The organism is Thermobifida fusca YX (assembly GCF_000012405.1).
In the GTDB taxonomy this organism is placed as follows: domain Bacteria; phylum Actinomycetota; class Actinomycetes; order Streptosporangiales; family Streptosporangiaceae; genus Thermobifida; species Thermobifida fusca.
Map to the genome: position 1 here is coordinate 3,225,489 of NC_007333.1, position 18,923 is coordinate 3,244,411.

At 67.7% G+C, this 18,923-nt stretch carries 19 protein-coding genes; 14 read left to right on the forward strand and 5 right to left on the reverse strand.

All coding sequences use genetic code 11. From position 1 onward, the window contains the following. Positions 1-309: 309 nt before the first annotated feature. The 3 genes from TFU_RS13665 (at position 310) to purM (ending at position 3,414) form a co-directional block, all read left to right on the forward strand. Positions 310-819, forward strand: coding sequence for a sterol carrier family protein (locus tag TFU_RS13665; RefSeq protein WP_011293169.1), 510 nt, complete (start codon positions 310-312; stop codon positions 817-819). A gap of 10 nt (positions 820-829) precedes the next feature. Then, positions 830-2,284 carry an amidophosphoribosyltransferase gene (gene purF / locus TFU_RS13670; RefSeq protein ID WP_011293170.1) on the forward strand — a complete coding sequence of 485 codons (1,455 nt, stop codon included), beginning with the start codon at positions 830-832 and terminating at the stop codon, positions 2,282-2,284. Between the two features lie 77 nt (positions 2,285-2,361). Beyond that, positions 2,362-3,414 carry a phosphoribosylformylglycinamidine cyclo-ligase gene (purM, locus tag TFU_RS13675; RefSeq protein WP_011293171.1) on the forward strand — a complete coding sequence of 351 codons (1,053 nt, stop codon included), beginning with the start codon at positions 2,362-2,364 and terminating at the stop codon, positions 3,412-3,414. Between the two features lie 168 nt (positions 3,415-3,582). Here the strand turns inward: purM and TFU_RS13680 are convergent, their stop codons facing one another. Beyond that, a complete protein-coding gene (locus tag TFU_RS13680) occupies positions 3,583-3,822 on the reverse strand; it encodes a DUF3073 domain-containing protein (protein ID WP_011293172.1) in 240 nt (79 codons plus the stop codon). A 438-nt stretch (positions 3,823-4,260) separates the two neighbouring features. On the opposite strand from TFU_RS13680, the gene TFU_RS13685 reads away from it, so the two are divergent. After that, complete coding sequence (locus tag TFU_RS13685) at positions 4,261-5,178, forward strand: hypothetical protein (RefSeq protein WP_038044171.1); 918 nt, start codon at positions 4,261-4,263, stop codon at positions 5,176-5,178. 695 nt (positions 5,179-5,873) lie between these two features. Beyond that, entirely contained in the window at positions 5,874-6,077 is a 204-nt protein-coding gene (bldC, locus tag TFU_RS13690) for a developmental transcriptional regulator BldC (RefSeq protein WP_011293174.1), read from the forward strand. A gap of 137 nt (positions 6,078-6,214) precedes the next feature. On the opposite strand, the gene TFU_RS13695 is transcribed toward bldC, so the two are convergent. Next, positions 6,215-6,577 carry a YkvA family protein gene (locus TFU_RS13695; RefSeq protein WP_016189286.1) on the reverse strand — a complete coding sequence of 121 codons (363 nt, stop codon included), beginning with the start codon at positions 6,575-6,577 and terminating at the stop codon, positions 6,215-6,217. 240 nt (positions 6,578-6,817) lie between these two features. Here TFU_RS13695 and TFU_RS13700 point away from each other — a divergent pair, with 240 nt between their 5' ends. Together TFU_RS13700 and TFU_RS13705 are read left to right on the forward strand one after the other, a co-directional pair. Continuing rightward, positions 6,818-7,681 carry an N-acetylmuramoyl-L-alanine amidase gene (locus TFU_RS13700; RefSeq protein ID WP_016189287.1) on the forward strand — a complete coding sequence of 288 codons (864 nt, stop codon included), beginning with the start codon at positions 6,818-6,820 and terminating at the stop codon, positions 7,679-7,681. Positions 7,682-7,795: 114 nt separating this feature from the next. After that, positions 7,796-8,440, forward strand: a complete 645-nt coding sequence (locus TFU_RS13705; RefSeq protein ID WP_011293177.1) for a DivIVA domain-containing protein — start codon at positions 7,796-7,798, stop codon at positions 8,438-8,440. Positions 8,441-8,450: 10 nt separating this feature from the next. Here TFU_RS13705 and TFU_RS13710 read toward each other — a convergent pair whose 3' ends face one another. Next, on the reverse strand, positions 8,451-9,053 hold the full coding sequence (locus TFU_RS13710; protein ID WP_011293178.1) for a TetR/AcrR family transcriptional regulator: 603 nt from the start codon (positions 9,051-9,053) through the stop codon (positions 8,451-8,453). Between the two features lie 271 nt (positions 9,054-9,324). Between TFU_RS13710 and TFU_RS13715 the strand changes: the two genes are divergently transcribed. Continuing rightward, positions 9,325-9,576 carry a DUF6504 family protein gene (locus TFU_RS13715; RefSeq protein WP_011293179.1) on the forward strand — a complete coding sequence of 84 codons (252 nt, stop codon included), beginning with the start codon at positions 9,325-9,327 and terminating at the stop codon, positions 9,574-9,576. 4 nt (positions 9,577-9,580) lie between these two features. Here the strand turns inward: TFU_RS13715 and TFU_RS13720 are convergent, their stop codons facing one another. After that, positions 9,581-10,222, reverse strand: a complete 642-nt coding sequence (locus TFU_RS13720) for a YigZ family protein (RefSeq protein WP_011293180.1) — start codon at positions 10,220-10,222, stop codon at positions 9,581-9,583. A gap of 59 nt (positions 10,223-10,281) precedes the next feature. Here TFU_RS13720 and TFU_RS13725 point away from each other — a divergent pair, with 59 nt between their 5' ends. After that, positions 10,282-10,773, forward strand: coding sequence for an NUDIX hydrolase (locus TFU_RS13725; RefSeq protein WP_011293181.1), 492 nt, complete (start codon positions 10,282-10,284; stop codon positions 10,771-10,773). Positions 10,774-10,832: 59 nt separating this feature from the next. On the opposite strand, the gene TFU_RS13730 is transcribed toward TFU_RS13725, so the two are convergent. Continuing rightward, entirely contained in the window at positions 10,833-11,315 is a 483-nt protein-coding gene (locus tag TFU_RS13730) for a glutathione peroxidase (protein WP_016189289.1), read from the reverse strand. 148 nt (positions 11,316-11,463) lie between these two features. Between TFU_RS13730 and TFU_RS13735 the strand changes: the two genes are divergently transcribed. The 5 genes from TFU_RS13735 to TFU_RS13755 all read left to right on the forward strand — a co-directional run bounded on the left by TFU_RS13735 (position 11,464) and on the right by TFU_RS13755 (position 18,864). After that, the gene (locus TFU_RS13735; RefSeq protein ID WP_016189290.1) at positions 11,464-12,918 is read left to right on the forward strand and encodes a hypothetical protein; all 1,455 of its coding nucleotides are present in this window, start codon (positions 11,464-11,466) and stop codon (positions 12,916-12,918) included. 62 nt (positions 12,919-12,980) lie between these two features. Then, entirely contained in the window at positions 12,981-14,873 is a 1,893-nt protein-coding gene (locus TFU_RS13740) for a methylmalonyl-CoA mutase family protein (protein WP_011293184.1), read from the forward strand. Beyond that, positions 14,870-17,092 (forward strand): methylmalonyl-CoA mutase, encoded by a 2,223-nt coding sequence (scpA, locus tag TFU_RS13745; RefSeq protein ID WP_011293185.1) that lies wholly within the window; start codon positions 14,870-14,872, stop codon positions 17,090-17,092. Before TFU_RS13740 ends, scpA begins: the two co-directional genes overlap by 4 nt. A gap of 98 nt (positions 17,093-17,190) precedes the next feature. Beyond that, positions 17,191-18,189 (forward strand): methylmalonyl Co-A mutase-associated GTPase MeaB, encoded by a 999-nt coding sequence (gene meaB, locus TFU_RS13750; RefSeq protein ID WP_011293186.1) that lies wholly within the window; start codon positions 17,191-17,193, stop codon positions 18,187-18,189. Between the two features lie 306 nt (positions 18,190-18,495). After that, on the forward strand, positions 18,496-18,864 hold the full coding sequence (locus TFU_RS13755; RefSeq protein ID WP_011293187.1) for an STAS domain-containing protein: 369 nt from the start codon (positions 18,496-18,498) through the stop codon (positions 18,862-18,864). Positions 18,865-18,923: the final 59 nt, after the last annotated feature.

Genomic DNA, 18,923 nt, shown 5'->3' on the forward strand with positions numbered 1-18,923 from the left:
CACTTACAGCTACCCCAGCGTCCGCCAGAATGCCGACGTAGTGGAGCGATTCCATCCTAACCGCCTCCCCTGCGGCAGGCAGGGAGATGACTCATCAACGCACTGGCAGTCCTCGGAGGTATGGTTCGTGAACGAGACGTGAAACCGGGGGAAACCTGCAGGTCACAGCGTTTCACCGGCACGTCATCGCCACAAAACGCAAGATTAACGCACAAGTTCTGGCAATAACCCCGAATCAGGAGAACTGGCAATTTATCCACACACCGTCCCGGTGGGCACGGTGATTGTTCTGCGATCGTGACCTCTCCCATGGCATCTCTCTCCCCTGCTGCGCGGCGCCGCCTCGCCGCCCTACGCTCCGCACTCGACGAGCAGCTCGCCGCCCTCGGCGAACCGCCCTATGCGGGACCGGGCCACCCCGCTGCTGCCCTCACCGCCTGTGTGCAGGCCCTGCTGCGCGCCCAGCGCCGCGGCCTGGCCCCGCACCGCCCAGGGGTCAAGGCTGCGGTGCGCGCCACCCTTGCCGAACTGGCCTCCCGCTACCCCGGACAAGCCGTTGAAGTGCGAGTTCCGCCGTATGGGGCAGTGCAGTGCTTCCCCGGTCCCCGCCACACCCGCGGCACCCCGCCGAACGTGGTCGAAACCGACCCCCTGACCTGGCTTGCCCTGGTCACAGGTGACCTCACCTGGGCAGATGCGGTCTCTTCCCACCGTGTGTCAGCCAGCGGAGCACGCGCCGACCTGTCCCCGGCCCTTCCGTTGTGGTCTCCTCCACACGAAGCACCCCTGCATGGCACCGGCACCGGTGACAGCCGTTAAGCTGGATCACGTGTCGCAACCCGACGGCCGCCTCAGCCTGGACATCGATCCTTTAGAACGCGGACCGCAGGACGCCTGCGGAGTGTTCGGGGTCTGGGCTCCCGGCGAAGAAGTAAGCAAACTGACCTACTTCGGTCTCTACGCGCTCCAGCACCGCGGCCAAGAGTCCGCGGGCATCGCCCTCAGCAACGGTGAGCGGATCGTCGTCTACAAAGACATGGGGCTCGTGTCCCAGGTCTTCAACGAAGTCACCCTGGACTCCCTCAAAGGGCACCTGGCGATCGGCCACTGCCGCTACTCCACTACCGGCTCATCCGTCTGGGAGAACGCGCAACCCACGTTCTTCAGCGCGCGGGAGGGCGGTCTCGCGCTCGGCCACAACGGCAACCTGATCAACACCCCGGAGCTCGCGGCGCTGCTGCCGTCGGATCGCCTGAGCGCGACCACGGACACCGAGGTGCTCACCCGTCTGCTCGCCGCCGCCCCGCACCGCACCACCGAGGAAGCCGCCCTCGACGTGCTGCCCAAAGTCAAGGGCGCATTCTCCCTGGTCTTCATGGACGAGCACACCCTGTACGCGGCTCGCGACCCCCAGGGAATCCGCCCGCTGGTCCTGGGCCGCCTCGACACCGGGTGGGTCGTGGCCAGCGAGACCGCGGCGCTCGACATCGTTGGTGCTTCCGTGGTGCGCGAGGTCGAACCGGGAGAGCTGCTGGTCATCAACGCGGACGGCGTCGCTTCCCGGCGTTTCGCCCCGGCCGAGCCCAAAGGCTGCCTGTTCGAATACGTCTACCTGGCCCGTCCCGACACCACGATCGCGGGACGCAACGTCAACAGCGCCCGCGTCGAAGTGGGGCGGCGGCTGGCCCGGCAGCACCCGGCCGATGCAGACGTGGTCATCCCCGTCCCCGAATCGGGCACGCCCGCGGCCGTGGGCTACGCCGAAAGCAGCGGCATCCCGTTCGCCCAAGGGCTGGTGAAGAACTCCTATGTGGGCCGCACGTTCATCCAGCCGAGCCAGACGCTGCGCCAGCGCGGCATCCGGCTCAAGCTGAACCCGCTGCGCGAAGTCATCGAAGGCAAGCGGCTGGTCGTCGTCGACGACTCGATCGTGCGGGGCAACACCCAGCGGGCCCTGGTGCGGATGCTGCGCGAGGCGGGCGCTGCCGAGGTCCACGTCCGGATCTCCAGCCCGCCCGTGATGTGGCCCTGCTACTACGGCATCGACTTCGCCACCAAAGCCGAACTGATCGCGGGTAGCCTCTCCGTCGAAGAGATCTGCCAATCCATCGGCGCAGACTCGCTCGGCTTCATCGATCTCGATGAACTGGTCGCAGCCACCAGAGTCGAGAAGAACCGGCTGTGCCGGGCCTGCTTCGACGGCGTCTACCCGGTCGAGGTCGACGAGGACTCCCGCGGCAAGTACCTGTTGGAGAAGTCCTGCGGCGCCCCTAAGCGCCCCTAGCCGCCGTCACGTTCCCAGCCGTCTGTGTGCCTGCGGTCCAGCCGCACGGCAACCTACGACTACAGAAGAGGTTTTCCGTGTCAGAGCGCGCCCCCACCGCTTATGCCGCCGCCGGCGTCGATATCGCCGCCGGGGAACGCGCGGTGGAATTGATGAAGCGACATGTGGCACGCACCCACCGGCCGGAGCTCGTCCCCGACGCCAGTGGTTTCGCCGGGCTGTTCCGGCTCGATCTCTCCAAGTACACCGCCCCCGTGCTGGCCACCTCCACCGACGGTGTCGGCACCAAGGTGATGCTCGCCCAGGCATTGGACCGGCACGACACGATCGGCATCGACCTGGTCGCCATGGTCGTGGACGACCTGGTGGTCAGCGGAGCCGAGCCGCTGTTCCTCACCGACTACATCGCCTGCGGCTCCGTGGTGCCCGAGCGGATCGCCGAGATCGTCAGCGGGATCGCGGAAGGCTGCTGCCAGGCGGGATGCACGCTGATCGGCGGGGAGACCGCGGAACACCCCGGTGCGATGGGTCCCGACGAGTACGACCTGGCCGGGGCCGGAACCGGGATTGTGGAGGCGGATGCCATCCTCGGCCCGGACCGGGTCCGCGTGGGCGACGTGGTGATCGCGATGGCCTCCTCCGGCCCGCACTCCAACGGCTACTCGCTCATCCGGCGTATCGTGGCCGACGCCCAGCTCGACCTGCACGCGAACGTGCCGGAACTGGGCGGCCCGCTCGGCGAAGTCCTGCTCACCCCTACGAGGATCTACGCCAAGGACTGCCTGGCGCTCGCCGCCGATATGGAAGTGCACGCGTTTGCCCACATCACCGGGGGCGGGCTTGCCGCGAACCTGGCCCGTTCCCTGCCCGCTACCGCGGACGCTGTCGTGGACCGCGCTTCCTGGGCGCCTCCCGCGGTCTTCGGTTTCCTCGCCCGCCACGGCCAGGTCTCCCAGGAGGACATGGAAGCCACCTTCAACATGGGCGTGGGCATGGTGGCGATCGTGGCCGAGGACGCCGCGGAGCGGGCGCTGGAGCTGCTCGCGGAACGCGGAGTGCCCGCCTGGGTGCTGGGCTCTGTGATCCCCGGTTCCGGGAAGGTGGTGATGACCGGGGAATACCGTTCGTAGACATGCGAAACCGGGGCTTCTCAACGGTGAGAGCCCCGGGTTTCGCCGCTGTCTAGATGTCTGGCTCGGCGGTTCCGTCGCCCAGAGTCGCTCGATTTACTCGAGAGTCACGCGATCCGGAATCCGGTCCCGTGCGATCTGTCTCTGGTCGACGTGGAGATCAGCAGATCAGCGACGTTCTGAGTCGGAGCCATCGCTGGGCGGGTAGTTCTCCGCGAAGTCCGCGTAGCGCTCGATCAGCTCGTCGTAGGGGTCCCGGTACGTGTCGTCCGGTGAATCCGAAGACTTCGACGCACCCCCACCGACACCCAGCTCTGCCCGAAGCCGATCAAGGTCCGTGTTGACGGTGCTGTACTTCAACCGCCGGGCGACCTTCTGCTGCTTGGCCCTGGCACGGCCGCGCCCCATTGGCTCGACCCCCTCAACGATTGGGTTCTTCCAAACCCGTTCACTAGCAAAACCGCATTGCCGGGCTGGCGGCCATCACCGAACTGACGACAGGCCCCAGCTTTACGTACGAATACAACCGTACCCGGTTCAGAGGCGACGTGCCTACGCCGCCCGTGTCCTACCGAGCGTGCCGCTTGTGTCACGCCCGTGGAGGACGGGATTGCGCGACGCACAACCCTGAGGTTTCACCTCCTACAGACTAGGAACGCCGTCTCGTCCCGCTTCCTTCCCCGCACCAGAGCATGCCCCGCGGGACGGGACCGGATCCCGGTGCGGGTCACGTGTGAGGTTACTCTCCTTGCCACGGTGCCCTTCAGCGGGACCGCTGTCCGAAAACTGCCGCCATTCCAGGCGAAATCCCCGCACGTCGGCGCCGTTCTGTGCCACTATGCGAACGTGCTCCCCTATCCCGCCTACCTTCGCCTCTACCAACCACTCTCCGTTTTTCCCCGTCGCGAACGGGAGTACTGGAAGGCGTATGCGGAGTCGCCGCGGTATCGGGGGCGGCACGAGGCGATGGCTGCTGAGCACGCGGAGAGCCTGCACCGGCTGCTCTCCAAACCGCCGCTGGCTGCGCCCCTGGCAGAGAGCAGCGACGCCTACATCCACCGGGTCGGCGACGAGCTGCTGGTCTGTCCTTGGCAGACACGGCTGCGTTCCTGGCTCGCTTTCTCCACGTTACAGGCTACGACGTCGCGGCGGCTATTCCAGAGTTTCCTGCCGGACTTGGTCGCCCAGGAGACCCAGCGCGATTTCGAGCGATGGCAGTCCCGCACCGGTCGCACGCGGCCTCAGATCCTGACCAGCACGTGGGAGGTGCCGCTCCCCTGGTTCGTGCTTTTCGATGCCGCAGAGCGCCATCTCGTCCTGGACCAGGCCGGGGAGGAGTACCGTCCTCCTGCGCCTCATGGCGGGGCGTGCCCCCAGTGTGCGACCTCTCTTCCCGCTTTCCAGCAGACGCCGGTGCGCGCGCTGCTCTACCTCACCCGGGCCGCCGACGCGCTTCCTCGCCTGGTGAGAGCGGTTCGCCTCGTGAGCGGATACTCCCCTGCGAGTTCCTCCTTCCTGTACGCCTTGGAACGACTGGAGGAGTGGGTGAGCGCGGTGGCGCACCCCCGCGCACTCCTGGAGCTTGACTACGGCGGCCTTGTCCTCCTCATGGACGACGCCACGCTGCGGTCGGACCAGTCGGTCGCGGAGGTGCATACGGCACTGACCGCGATCGAACAGGACCGGCCGGAGCTGGTGGCCGCAATGCGCTTGCGGCTGCGGACGCGGTGGAACGCGATCCGCGCGCTCCGCCACGCCAATTGAGGGCCCTGCGGGTTTGCCCGCCTTCGCGCTCACCGCGCCCAGTGTGCAGGCTCACAATCCCCGTTTCCCCCGGTGGCAAACCTGGTTCGCCAGGTTTCTCGGGAGGTGTTTCCGGTTGTCGCAGGGTGGACGCGGGGGATGGCTCCATAAGCCTCTTAGTTGACAACAAAATTACCAAAGGGGGACATACCCTTCGATAGACGGCGATATAGACTGCACTGGGACCGTTACAGAGAGCAACGAGAACATTCGAGAACCCCTACCGCATAGGGGTTTCCACGCCGCGCGTCTGCGTTGGCGGCCGTCCCAGGCCTGCCACCGGCGCCCTGACCCGCACAGGAGGAAAAAGGCCAGACCAACCATCCACGACCGCACCCGAGGAGGGGGAGCATCCCCAGTTAAGGATGCGCTGTCTTTGCGTTTTCGGTCAGCCGGATTACCGAAACCCCCGTCCGAGAATGAAGTTTTGACCGAATACGCCACATGCCACTAAACGTATCGCTAGAATCACTCAGCGTGACGCGCTACATGTGCGACTTTGCAATCCCATTTGACAAAGTCGCGTTAAGTGGTCGCACAATCACCTCGGGTGATGCCAATATAGACCTCAGGGAAATATTGGACATCCGGACCAAGCGCCAGGATTGAAAAGTCTCAAGGATCAACACACCGATCCGGGAGGAGAGGCCGTACATATGTCAACTCGCACGCCCGAGGCGGAACCCCTGTTGACCCCTGCCGAGGTCGCCACGATGTTCCGCGTGGACCCGAAGACCGTCACCCGGTGGGCGAAGGCTGGAAAGCTGACGTCGATCCGCACCCTCGGCGGTCACCGCCGCTACCGGGAGACCGAGGTTCGCGCCCTGCTGGCCGGGATTCCCAGCCAGCGTAGCGAGTAGCCCTCCTCGCCTCGACCAATTCGGCGGGATGGCGGGGGGACGCCCGCGATACCCGAAAGAGTAGAGAATCTCGAGGGGCGGGCCGCTATGGCGGTCCGCCCCTCAGCATGGCGCGGCGTCTCTTGCACAGACCCACTTCAGGACAGCACTTCCCCCTCGATGTAGTCGGTCCCGATCTGCTCCCAGTGGAGGAAACGTTCCGTCTCCCCCAGCAGCATGGCGGTCAGCCACACGGCCACGCCCACGTCGTCCGCGGCTCCGAAAAGGGGGATGAACAGCTCAGGAACGAGGTCGATGGGGGAGATGATGTAGGCGAGAGCGGCGAGCAGCAGCACGATCTTCGAGGTAGACAGCTCGCGGTACTGCCCGCGCATCCGGGCTTTCAGCATGCGGGGAAGGGCTTTGACCCGGGCCGCGAGGGACGGCTTCCCGGGCTGGGTGCTCTCATAGACCAGCTTCATGGCGGCAGCGCCGGCCGCAGCACGATTGGACTTGCGCATTCCTCCACCTCGTCGGGTCCGTGCGCCCGGAGAAGTTCCGGACGTCTCTTGCGATATGACGTGTCTCCGTTCGGTTCTGTTCCCTGCCCCGCCCAATCCCACGCCCGACACATCCCGCTTTGTCCGCCTGTTCCCCGCGTGCGTTCGGTAACCGATGTGGCATAGGTTGGTTATGGTCATTGCGGCCACACCCATTCCACCGTTACGACTGTCTGTTCCGGAGGAAGCATTACCGCCCGAGTGCCCGCTCCCCCGCGCCTGCTGCGCCTCCTCGCAGCCGTTACCGGAATACTGCTGACCACCGCGTGCTGGACGCCTCCCCCGGACGCCCGCCCGCCCATGGCAGAGACCGCCTCGCTTCCTCTGCCCAGGCCGGACGACATGCCCGGACCGCGCGACACGCCCGCACCGTCGCCTCCGGCTGCGCCGCTGCCCCTCGACGGCGCCGTAGTCGTCGTCGACCCGGGCCACAACGGCGGCAACGCTGACGCGGCCCGCGAGATCAGCCGCGCCGTTCCCGCAGGCCCCAGCACCAAGGAGTGCGACACGGTGGGCTCCCGGACCGAGGACGGCTACTACGAGCACGAGTTCACGTGGGAGCTGTCCCTCCTCGTCCGCGACCGCTTGGAGGAGCAGGGCGCAACCGTCATCCTCACCCGCGACAGCGACGACGGGGTCGGTCCCTGCATCAACGAACGCGCCAAGATCGGCAATGAGGCTGAGGCGGACGCGGCGATCTCCATCCACGCCGACGGCGCCGCCCCCGGCTCACGGGGCTTCCACGTCATCGTCCCCGGTGAAGTCCCTGGGTTCACCGAACCGATCCTGGAGTCCTCCTACGCCCTCGGCGTAGCGCTCCGCGACGAATTCCACGCGGTGACCGGACACCCCTACTCCGACTACCTCGGTGAGGAAGGCATCGACGTCCGCACCGACCTGGGCGGGCTCAACCTGTCCACCGTGCCCAAGGTGTTCCTCGAAGTCGGCAACATGCGCAACCCTGAAGACGCGGCCAAGCTCACCGACCCCGAGTGGCGTGCCCTCGCCGCGGACGGCATCGTCGCCGGGATCAGCCGGTACCTCGAGGAGGCGCCAGCGCGGTGACCCGCAGCCGCCTGGCACGGCGGCACGGTTCCCCGCTCGGACCCGCTTCCCCACAGGGTGCCCCGGACACTCCGGGTTCGCTTTGTATGGTGCTGATCACTTCCTGACTGCACAATGGGTGCTATGCCACTGACATCCAGTGACGTGCGCGACAAGCGGTTCAGCACCTCGCGCCTGCGCCTAGGGTACGTCCAGGAGGACGTCGACGCCCTGCTGCGCCGGGTGGAGGAGACGCTGCGCGCGCTTGAGCAAGGAACCCGCCCCACAAAGCTCATCACCGCCTCCGACGTAATGCGCGCGCAGTTCCGCACCACGGTCATGCGGCCGGGCTACGACGAAGAGGAGGTGGACGCCTTCCTCGACGAAATCGCGGAAACCCTGCGGGAACTCGGGCTGTACTCGCAGCAGTTGCGCACCGGGAAGCACAGCGCCGAATACTTCCGCCGCGAGGCCGCCCCCAAGCCCCGGGAACCGGTCTCCCCGCGCATGCGCCCAGAAGACATCCGGAACAAGGGCTTCCACACCACCCGGCTGCGGATCGGCTACTCAGAGGAGGAAGTCGACGCCTTCCTCGACCTGGCCGAGGCCACGGTTGCCGCTCTGGTGGAGGGCAGGCCCCAGGAGGCCCGGTTGACCGCATCACAAGTGCGCGGCGTCCGCTTCTCCAGCACGCGGTTCCGTCCCGGCTACGTAGAAGAAGAGGTGGACGCGTTCCTCGACGAGATCGCCGACGAGCTGGAACGCTACGGCCTGCACTGACCTCGGCGGATCAGTCGGCGCGCAGGCTCGCGAGCAGCAGGTCGGCGTAGTACTCGCCCAGCTGGGCGCCGTCCAGCTCGCCGTCGGCCCGGTACCACATGCTCAAGTGGTGGATGGAGCCGAAGAAGTAGTTGACCACGATGTCCGCCGGGATCTTGTCTTGGAATACCCCTTCACGCATCCCCTCCTCGACCAGGGAGCGGAACAGCTCGTGGTAGGCGCGGCGCTCCTTGCGCACCTCGCGCTGGCGGTCCGGCGAGAGCATGTGCAGTGAGCGGAAGAAGATGACCATGTCGTCAAGGTTGTCCACGGTGGTCTTGACGACATCGGCGGCCGCTGCGTGCAGGCGTTCGGTGACGTCTCCACCTCTCTCGACGATCTGGGCGAGCCGGCTCATCTGCAACTGCAGCACGCGCTGGTAGATCGCGAAGAGCAGGTCGTCCTTGGAGGTGAAGTAGTGGTACATCGCCCCCTTGGTGACCCCGGCTGCCTCAACCAATTCTTGGACTGAGACGCGGTCGAAACCACGCTGGGCAAACAGCCGGGTGGCCTCGGCCAGGAGGCGGTCCGGCACGGAAGGGGAGACCGTGGTGGACTCCGCTGACTGCGTCATGTTCCCCTACACCTCTCGCGTCCGCCGCGGATCTGCGGCGCCGTCACTCCCCGGATGGGCACGTCCCCTCAGCATAGAACACGCGACATACCGACCAGTCTGTCGGTTCGGGTAACCATGGCGGGGAAACCCTGACACCATTGTGTTCCGGAGCTCACCCACCGCTCAATCCAGCAAGAATGAACGGTAAGGGTTTTCGTATTAAGGTCTAGCTTCGACCCGCTGCCACAGACTGTCCCACAACCGAACCTATGTTCGATAAAGTGCGCGGGTGAGTCTTTACAACGAGCAGATCGACGTCCGTTCCACCACTAACGACGCTCCTGTCCTCTTCTCCTGGCGCGGCACCCTCTACCGGGTGCGCCGCGTCATCGGCACCTGGCACGGCACCAGTTCTGAGGCCGCCAGCGAAGTGCGGCTCGTCCGAGTCGCCGCCGAATCCGACCACGGCCACCGCGGCATCGCCGACATCGTGCTCGACACCGCGACCAACCATTGGACGATGCGTCGTCTGTGGTACTGACCGGCTACGGCGCGGTCCCATCCGCGCCGACTTCCACCTCCACGGTCGTCTTTCCTTGCAGCTCGCAGAGGGCCTGCCCGGCGGTGATCTCGGCCACCCACGCCGTGAAATCCGCCGGGTCGGTCCCGTACAGCGCGACATCGATCTCCACGTCGGCCCCGTACCGCACGTCCACGACCCGGTGCGGCGACTCCCGCAGATCGCTCTCCAACCGCCCGGCCTGCTGGTAGTCGGCGAGCACTGTCACCACCGGAAGAGAGCGGCGCTCCAAGATCCCGACCTCGTCGATCGCCGCGGCCACCGCGCTCCCATACGCCCGGATCAGCCCGCCCGCGCCCAGTTTGATCCCCCCGAAATAGCGGGTCACCACCGCAGCCGTGTCCGTCAGCCCGCGGTGCCGCAGCACTTCCAGCATGGGCACCCCCGCGGTCCCGGCGGGCTCCCCGTCGTCGCTAGACCGCTGGATCCTGCCGTCCTCCCCCACAATGTAGGCCGTGCAATTGTGGGTGGCGTTCCAATGCAGTTTGCGCCGCTCCGCAATAAACTCCCGTGCCTCGTCCTCGCTGCTCACCCGGGCAAGCGCGCAAATGAACCGGGACTTTTTGATCTCGATCTGGTGTTCGCCGCCGCGTCTGATCGTTCTCATGCCGCCTTCGATCGTATGCGCCGCGTCCCGGCCCCAGCATGCTCTGTATGGTCGGTGCCATGCCGACACCTCCCTTCGTCCTCCGCTTGCGCGAGCAGGTGGGCCACGCCCTGCTGCCCCTCGTCGGAGTGACGGCCGTGGTCATCGACCCTGCCGGGCGCATCCTCCTGCACCGCCGCGCCGACGACGGACGCTGGTGCACCCCTGGCGGCCTCGTGGAACCAGGCGAGCAGCCAGCCGCCACCCTGGTGCGGGAACTGGAGGAGGAAACCGGGCTCCGCGTCCACCCGGAAACCCTGGTCAGCGCCGTCATGGAAGCGCCCTACACCTACCCCAACGGGGACCAGGTGCAGATCCTCGACCTCACCTTCCGGTGCCGTCCCCTCTCCGGGGAAGCCCGCGTCAACGACGACGAGTCGCTCGACGTGCGCTGGTTCGACTACGCCGCACTCCCGCCCATGCCCGGCCGCATCATGCGCCGCATCAACCACGCACTCGAAGGACGAGTCGGCTGGTTCGACCGCCGCAACGGCCCGTGGAGCGAGACCTGACCGTGCCGGGCAGGCGTCGCCGGCGCGCCCCACACGCTGCTGGGCCGCGCCGGATCCGGTCAGTTCGGCAGGTTCTCTTCGATCGCCCTGATGATCTCGGGGTCTTCAGGCTCCACCTGGGGCCGGAAGCGGTACAGCACCCTGCCGCCGGGGGCGACCAGGAACTTTTCGAAGTTCCACTGGACATCCCCCGCCAACCCCTGGGAGTCCCGAGCCTTGGTCAACTCGACGTACAACGGATGCCGGTTGGGGCCGTTGACCTCCATCTTCTCCAAGATGGGGAAACTGATGCCGTACGTGGTGGCGCAGAACAACCGGATCTCCTGGGCATCCCCCGGCTCCTGGCCGCCGAACTGGTTGCACGGCACCCCGATCACCGAGAACCCCCGGTAGGCGTACGCTTCCTGGAGCCTCTCCAGGCCGCTGTACTGGGGGGTCAGGCCACACTTGGAAGCGACGTTGACGATCAGCAGCAGTTGCGTCTGCGGCAGCCGGAACGGCTCGCCCTCCAACGTCCGCAACTCGCTCTGGTAGATCTTCATGTCCCGGAGCCTAGCCTCAGCCCCCTGCCCGTCCGAAGACCCCACAGGCGAATCCTGCCGCGCCGCATGCCGAACCGTCCCGTGCTCACTCCCCCGCGGGCCTAGGATCGTGGCGCAGGCAATCCGGCACAGAGAGTTAGGGAGCGTCATGCGCAGCAGACAGCACGGCCTTTTGCGGCTGGTCACCAGCGTGGTCCTCCTGTCTGCCGCAGTGTCCTGCACCGGTGAGGACAGCCCCGAGCCGGAACCGTCGCCCACCCCGCAGCCGACCCCCACCGTCTACGCGGGGGAAGCCCCGCCCGGGCTCGCCGCCCAGCCGCTGCGCTACCTGCACGACCCTGCGCAGCCCGGCCAGGACATCCTCAGCGACCCCCTGGGGGTGCGCATCCACTCGGTTGGCGACGCCTTCCTCATCAGCTCCAACAGCGAAGAACGGCACCTGCTGCAGCACGCGGCCGACGGCACAGTCCTGTGGCAGGGGGAATCCCACATCGAACGGTTCACCCAGGACCGGGACGGCGCAGACGTCTTCGAAGTGAGCACCCGCACCGGCGACCGGGTGACCCGCACCGTGGTGAACGAGGCCGGGGAAACCGTGTGGACCGGCTCCGACCCCCGGGAGAGCTACCTCAACGGGCTCGTGGTGCGTGCCCCCGCCGAGTGGAGCGCCAGCGACCCGTACGGCACGTTCACCCTCCGCGACCCCGCCGCGGACGGCGTGGAATGGTCCTACGAGTTCACCGCCCCCGACGAGGCGGAAGCCAGCAGCGCCGAGGACCGCGACACGGCAGACGACGAAGACGACGCAGCAGAGCAGGCCGCCCACCTGGGAGTCCCGGTCGGGGCGCGCGACGAAGTCGTGCTGCTCGACGACGGCGCGGGCCTGCTCCAAGCCCGCGACCTGACTGACAAAGGGGCGCTGCTGTGGAGCGTCTCCGGTGACACGGTCGCTGCCGACGACGGCCGCACCCTGTCCGCTCCCCGGCCGCGCCTGGTCGGCTTCTACTCGCTGCCGGCCGACGACACGTCGCCCAGCGACGAGGCAGACGACGAAGACACCGACGCCGAGGCGCAGCCGCGCCGCACCGTCCTCGTCCGCTGGAGCAGCCCGGAAGAATCCTCGCTGCTCTCCCTGCACGACCTGCGCGACGGGGAGACCCTGTGGACGCTCACCGAACCCGGCAGCAACACGGTCGGCCGGGCTTTCGCTACCACCCCGGTCACCGGAACCGTGTGGAACGGCACCACCGGGGTCCTGCTCGTGCCGCAGGCCGACGCCACCACGTCGCTCATCGCCGTGGACCTGGTGTCCGGGGAAACCCTCTGGGTGTTCGAGGACGCTGTGGAACGGTCGATCGCCCCGCGCTTCGCCCTGGCCGGATACGTCTACGGGGACACACGCGCCGAAGACGGGGGTACGCAGGTCGTGTTCGACAGCAGGACCAAAGACGTCGTCGCCGACGACCTTTCCGGCTATGTGGAAGCGGTGACCGACGACGGGTACGCCCTCGTCGTCCAGAACCGCCAGCGGTTCGTCTTCGCCCCCGAAACCCCGCCCGGCGGCACCGCCACTCCGTCACTGTCCCCCACAGAGCGTGGCTGAGATGCGCTTTCCCTGAACCCTGGTGCCCGGCGAACCGAACGCCATTCTCTACTATCCGGGGTATGAGCGTGCCGGAGAACACAGCCACGGCGACCGGTGCTCTGCCCTTGGCAGCTGAGTTCCCCTCGGTGACGAAGGAGCAGTGGCGCGAACTGGTCGCGGGAGTGCTGCGGAAGAGCGGGGTCGACGTCGAGTCGGCGCCCGAGACGCCCGAAAGCCTCCTGACCACCACCACTTACGACGGGATCGCCATTCAGCCGCTGTACGACAGCGGCGACGACATCGAATCCGGTTTCCCCGGCCTTGCGCCGTTCATCCGGGGAGCACAGCCACAGGGCGCGGTTGTCGAGGGCTGGGATGTGCGCCAGCGCCACGCTCACCCCGACGCCGCGACCGCACGCAACGAAATCCTCGAAGACCTGCACAACGGCGTCACCTCGATCTGGCTGGGCGTGGGCGCCGCCGGAGTGCCCGTCGACCGGATCGACGAGGCGCTCGCCGACGTCCACTTGGACCTGGCCCCGGTCGTCTTGGACGCCGGAGCCGACTACGAGGCTGCCGCGGCCGCCCTGCTCGCCGCCTACGCCGACCGGAACCTGCCGGACAGCGTGGTCTCCGGCAACCTGGGCATCGACCCGCTGGGAGTCGCTGCCCGCACTGGGGAGCGGGCCGACCTGGCCGCGGCCGCGCGTTTCGCTGCCCCGCTCGCCGCCACCCGGCCCCAGTTGCGTCTCGTTGTCGCCGACGGCACCCCCGTGCACGAGGCCGGCGGCTCCGAAGCGCAGGAACTGGGTGCGGCGATCGCCGCTGGCGTGGCCTACCTGCGTGCGCTCACCGACGCCGGGCTGGACCTGGCGGACGCGGCTTCCCGGATCGAATTCCGGTTTGCGGCCAGCGCCGACCAGTTCCTCACCATCGCCAAGCTGCGTGCTGCGCGCGCCATGTGGCACCGGGTCACCGAAGTGTGCGGGCTCACTGAACCGCACCGCGGCATGCGCCAGCACGTCGTCACCTCCGCGGCAATGATGACCCGCCGCGACCCGTACGTGAACATGCTGCGCACCACGCTGGCGTGCTTCGCGGCGGGAGTCGGCGGCGCGGACGCGGTCACGGTCCGCCCGTTCGACCACGCCCTGGGGCTGCCTGATGCACTCGCCCGGCGGATCGCTCGCAACACCCACTCGCTGCTGCTGGAAGAGTCCCACATCGCCCGGGTCATCGACCCGGCGGGCGGCTCCTACTACGTGGAACGCCTCACCGCCGACCTGTACCAGCGCGGCTGGTCGTTCTTCCAAGAGCTGGAAGCCGCCGGCGGCATCGTGGACGCGCTCGCGTCCGGGCTCGTGGCTGACCGGGTGAACGCGGTGTGGGAGGAGCGCCGCGTCAACCTGGCCCACCGCCGCGACCCGCTGACCGGGGTGAGCGAGTTCCCCAACCTTGACGAACCAGTGCTGGAGCGGGCTCCCGCGCCTGTGGTGCCCGTGGCGGACGCACCCAACGTGCTGCGCCCGCGACGCTACGCCGCCGGTTTCGAGGAGCTGCGCGACCGGTCGGATGCGACACTGGCCGCCACCGGTCAACGGCCCCGGATCTTCCTGGCCACGCTGGGCCCGGTCGCCGTGCACACGGCCCGGGCTACTTTCGCCGCCAACCTGTTCCAGGCGGGCGGGATCGAACCGGTCAGCGGCGGCGGCGCCGGGCCCGAGGAGGCCGCGGCCGCGTTCCGGGAAAGCGGGGCGCGTGTCGCCTGCGTGTGTTCCAGTGACCGGGTCTATGCCGAACAGGCCGCGGCCACGGTTGCCGCGCTGCGTGAAGCAGGCGCGGAACGGGTACTGCTGGCCGGGCGTCCCTCTGAGGACTTCTCCGCTGCCGGGGTCGACGACTTCGTGTTCACCGGCTGCGACGCACTGACCCTGCTCACCGACCTCACCGACTTCCTTGGAGCAGCCCGATGAGCGCGAACATCCCGAACTTTGCGGAGATCGCTGCGGGCACCCCCGCGGCGGCCTCCAGTCCGGAACAGGCCGAGCGGTGGCGTCAGGCGCTCGTGGAAGCCACCGGGAAGAACCCGGACGCACTGGTGTGGGAGACCCCTGAAGGGATCAGCGTCAAACCGCTGTACACCCAGGCTGACCGGGAAGGCTTGGACTTCCTCCGCACCTATCCAGGGTTGGCGCCGTTCCTGCGCGGCCCCTACCCGACCATGTACACCACGCAGCCGTGGACGATCCGGCAGTACGCGGGCTTCTCCACGGCGGAGGAGTCCAACGCGTTCTACCGCCGCAACCTGGCGGCCGGCCAGAAAGGGCTGTCGGTCGCGTTCGACCTGGCCACCCACCGCGGCTACGACTCCGACCACCCGCGGGTGGCGGGCGACGTGGGCATGGCCGGGGTGGCGATCGACTCCATCTACGACATGCGGCAGCTCTTCGACGGCATCCCGCTGGACCGCATGAGCGTGTCCATGACCATGAACGGCGCAGTGCTCCCCGTGATGGCCCTCTACATCGTGGCCGCGGAGGAGCAGGGGGTGGCGCCCGAACAGTTGGCGGGGACCATCCAGAACGACATCCTCAAAGAGTTCATGGTCCGCAACACCTACATCTACCCGCCGCAGCCGTCGATGCGGATCATCTCCGACATCTTCGCCTACACCTCCAAGCGGATGCCGCGGTTCAACTCCATTTCGATCTCTGGCTACCACATGCAGGAGGCCGGGGCTACCGCGGACCTCGAGCTGGCGTACACGCTGGCGGACGGGATCGAATACATCCGCGCCGGGCTCAACGCCGGGCTGGAGGTGGACGCTTTCGCGCCCCGCCTGTCGTTCTTCTGGGCGATCGGCATGAACTTCTTCATGGAGGTCGCCAAACTGCGTGCCGCGCGGCTGCTCTGGGCGAAGCTGGTCAAACAGTTCTCGCCGAAGAACCCCAAGTCGCTGAGCCTGCGCACCCACTCGCAGACCTCCGGCTGGTCGCTGACCGCCCAGGACGTGTTCAACAACGTGGTGCGCACCTGCGTGGAGGCGATGGCCGCCACCCAGGGCCACACCCAGTCCCTGCACACCAATGCGCTGGACGAAGCCCTGGCACTGCCCACCGACTTCTCCGCGCGGATCGCCCGCAACACCCAACTGGTGCTGCAGCAGGAGTCCGGCACCACCCGGGTGATCGACCCGTGGGGCGGCAGCGCGTTCGTGGAGCGGCTCACCTTCGAGCTCGCGGCCCGCGCCTGGGGACACATCCAAGAGATCGAAGAAGCCGGGGGCATGGCGAAAGCCATCGACGCGGGCATCCCCAAGATGCGGATTGAAGAAGCCGCGGCCCGCACCCAAGCGCGGATCGACTCCGGACTGCAGCCGGTCATCGGGGTCAACAAGTACCGGCCGGAGACCATGGACGAAATCGAGGTCCTCAAGGTCGACAACAGCCGGGTGCGCGCCGAGCAGATCGAGAAGCTGCGGCGGCTCCGCGAGGAGCGCGACGAGGACGCGGTGCAGGAGGCGCTGCGGCGGCTCACCGCAGCGGCGGCCGCCGAGTCGAACGGTGCGACACTGGAGAACAATCTGCTCGCCCACGCGGTGGATGCGGCCCGGGCTATGGCCACGGTCGGGGAGATCTCCGAAGCGATCGAGAAAGTGTACGGACGGCACTCCGGGCAGATCCGCACCATCCAGGGCGTGTACCGGGAAGAGGCGCACAACGCGGAGGCGGCACGACAAGCCATGGACGAGGTTGCCGCGAAGGTCGCGGAGTTCGAAGAAGCAGAGGGACGCCGGCCGCGGATCCTCGTCGCCAAGATGGGCCAGGACGGCCACGACCGCGGGCAGAAGGTGATCGCCACCGCTTTCGCAGACCTCGGTTTCGACGTGGACGTGGGCCCGCTGTTCCAGACGCCCGCTGAGGTCGCCGCGCAGGCGGTCGAAGCCGACGTGCACATCGTCGGTGTGTCGTCGCTGGCCGCGGGGCACCTCACGCTGGTGCCTGCGCTCCGCGACGAACTCGCCGCCCTGGGGCGCTCCGACATCATGATCGTGGTCGGCGGGGTGATTCCGCCGTCCGACTTCGACGCCCTGTACGAGGCGGGTGCCGCGGCGATCTTCCCGCCGGGCACGGTGATCGCCGAGGCTGCGCTAGGGCTCCTCGACCAGCTTCGGGAGCGGCTGGGACACTGAGTGGTCCCACCCAGGCGCGGGGATCCCGGACTGCCGGGGTCCCCGCGTGTTCCATCTGTCCCGGCCGCACTCGCTGACCTGCAGACGATCGAGGAGCTATGAGCAGAACGATTGACATCGACGCCTACGCCGAGGGTGTGCTCGCCGGCCACCGGCCCACCTTGGCGCGGGCGATCACCCTGGTGGAGTCGCGCCGCACCGACCACGCGAAACTGGCCCAGCAGTTGCTGGTCCGGCTGCTGCCGCACAGCGGGAACGCGCACCGGGTGGGCATCACCGGGGTGCCCGGGGTGGGCAAGTCCACGTTCATCGACGCGCTGGGCAGCATGCTGACCGGGCGGGGGCACAAGGTGGCCGTGCTCGCCGTGGACCCCTCCTCGGTCCGCACCGGCGGCAGCATCCTGGGCGACAAGACGCGGATGACGCGCCTGGCCACGGACCCGAACGCGTTCGTGCGTCCCTCCCCCTCGGCGGGGACGTTGGGCGGAGTGGCCCGTGCGACCCGGGAGACGATGATCCTCATGGAAGCCGCCGGATTCGACGTGGTGCTGGTGGAGACGGTGGGTGTCGGCCAGTCCGAGGTCACCGTGGCCGAGATGGTGGACTGCTTCCTGTTCCTCACCTTGGCGCGCACCGGCGACCAGCTCCAAGGCATCAAGAAGGGTGTTCTGGAGCTGGTGGACGTGGTCGCGGTCAACAAGGCCGACGGTCCGCACGTGCAGGAGGCCCGCCGGGCTGCGCGGGAACTGTCGCGGGCACTGCGGCTGCTGCAGCCGCCCTCCCCGTCGTGGACTCCCCCCGTGCTCACTTGCAGCGGGCTGGAAGGGAGCGGCCTGGACGAGGTGTGGGAGCAGGTGCTGGCCCACCGGGCAGCGCTAGAAGAGACCGGGGAGCTGGCTGAGCTGCGCAGCCGGCAGCAGGTGGACTGGATGTGGGCGCAGGTCCGGGACCGGCTGCTGCAGGAGCTGCACACCAATCCTCGGGTGCGGGAGCTGGCCCCGCAGCTGGAGAACGAAGTGCGGGAGGGCACGATCACCGCGACGCTTGCCGCGGACCGAATCTTCGCCGCATTCACCGGAGTATCCCGGGACGAGTGAATCACCACCACCCCCACTTTTCCCAGGGGTCTGGCATTCTCGGGCCGGTTGCTCTCAGTAACGTGAAAATTTCTTGCTCTCAGCCATTCCCGATTGGCGTTTTGGCTAATACCGTGTGTGTCCAAAGCCTTACGAGCGACCAGGGGATCGGGGAGAGGCGCCCCCGCTACTCGGTGCGGGTGGACACCGTGGGGCGGGAGTATCGGCGCGAGTAGGGACCGCGCTGAGGGCAACCGGTCTATGACATGGCCTGAGGTCGCTATGGGGGACCCCTCATGACTTCGTGAGGCTGGGAGGAGTGACAACGTGTACAGGCTTGGGGTGAGCACCCGGGTCGAGAACCGCAGCGTGATCGTGTCAGTGGAGGGCGATCTCGACATTGCTACCGCGGGCGACCTGCGTTCCGCGGTCCAATCCGCGGTCGACGCACACGGGCCGTGGCTGATCCTTGACTTCTCCGCGCTGGACTTCATGGACTCCAGCGGTCTCAACGCCATCATCCACGCCTACCACCTGGTGCGGGAGCGCGGCGGCAGCCTCGCTCTCGCCGCTCCCAACGAGCGGGTGACGAAGGTCATCCGCCTGGTGGGACTGCACCGCCAGCTTCCCGTGCACCGGACGGTGGCGGAGGCTGTGGCCGCCATGCGGGCTCTCGTGGTCAAGCAGGCCGGCTGAGTCTGCGCACGGTTCCGGTACGGCGCCGTGCTTCTGTGGGTCCGGCCGTATTCCGACCG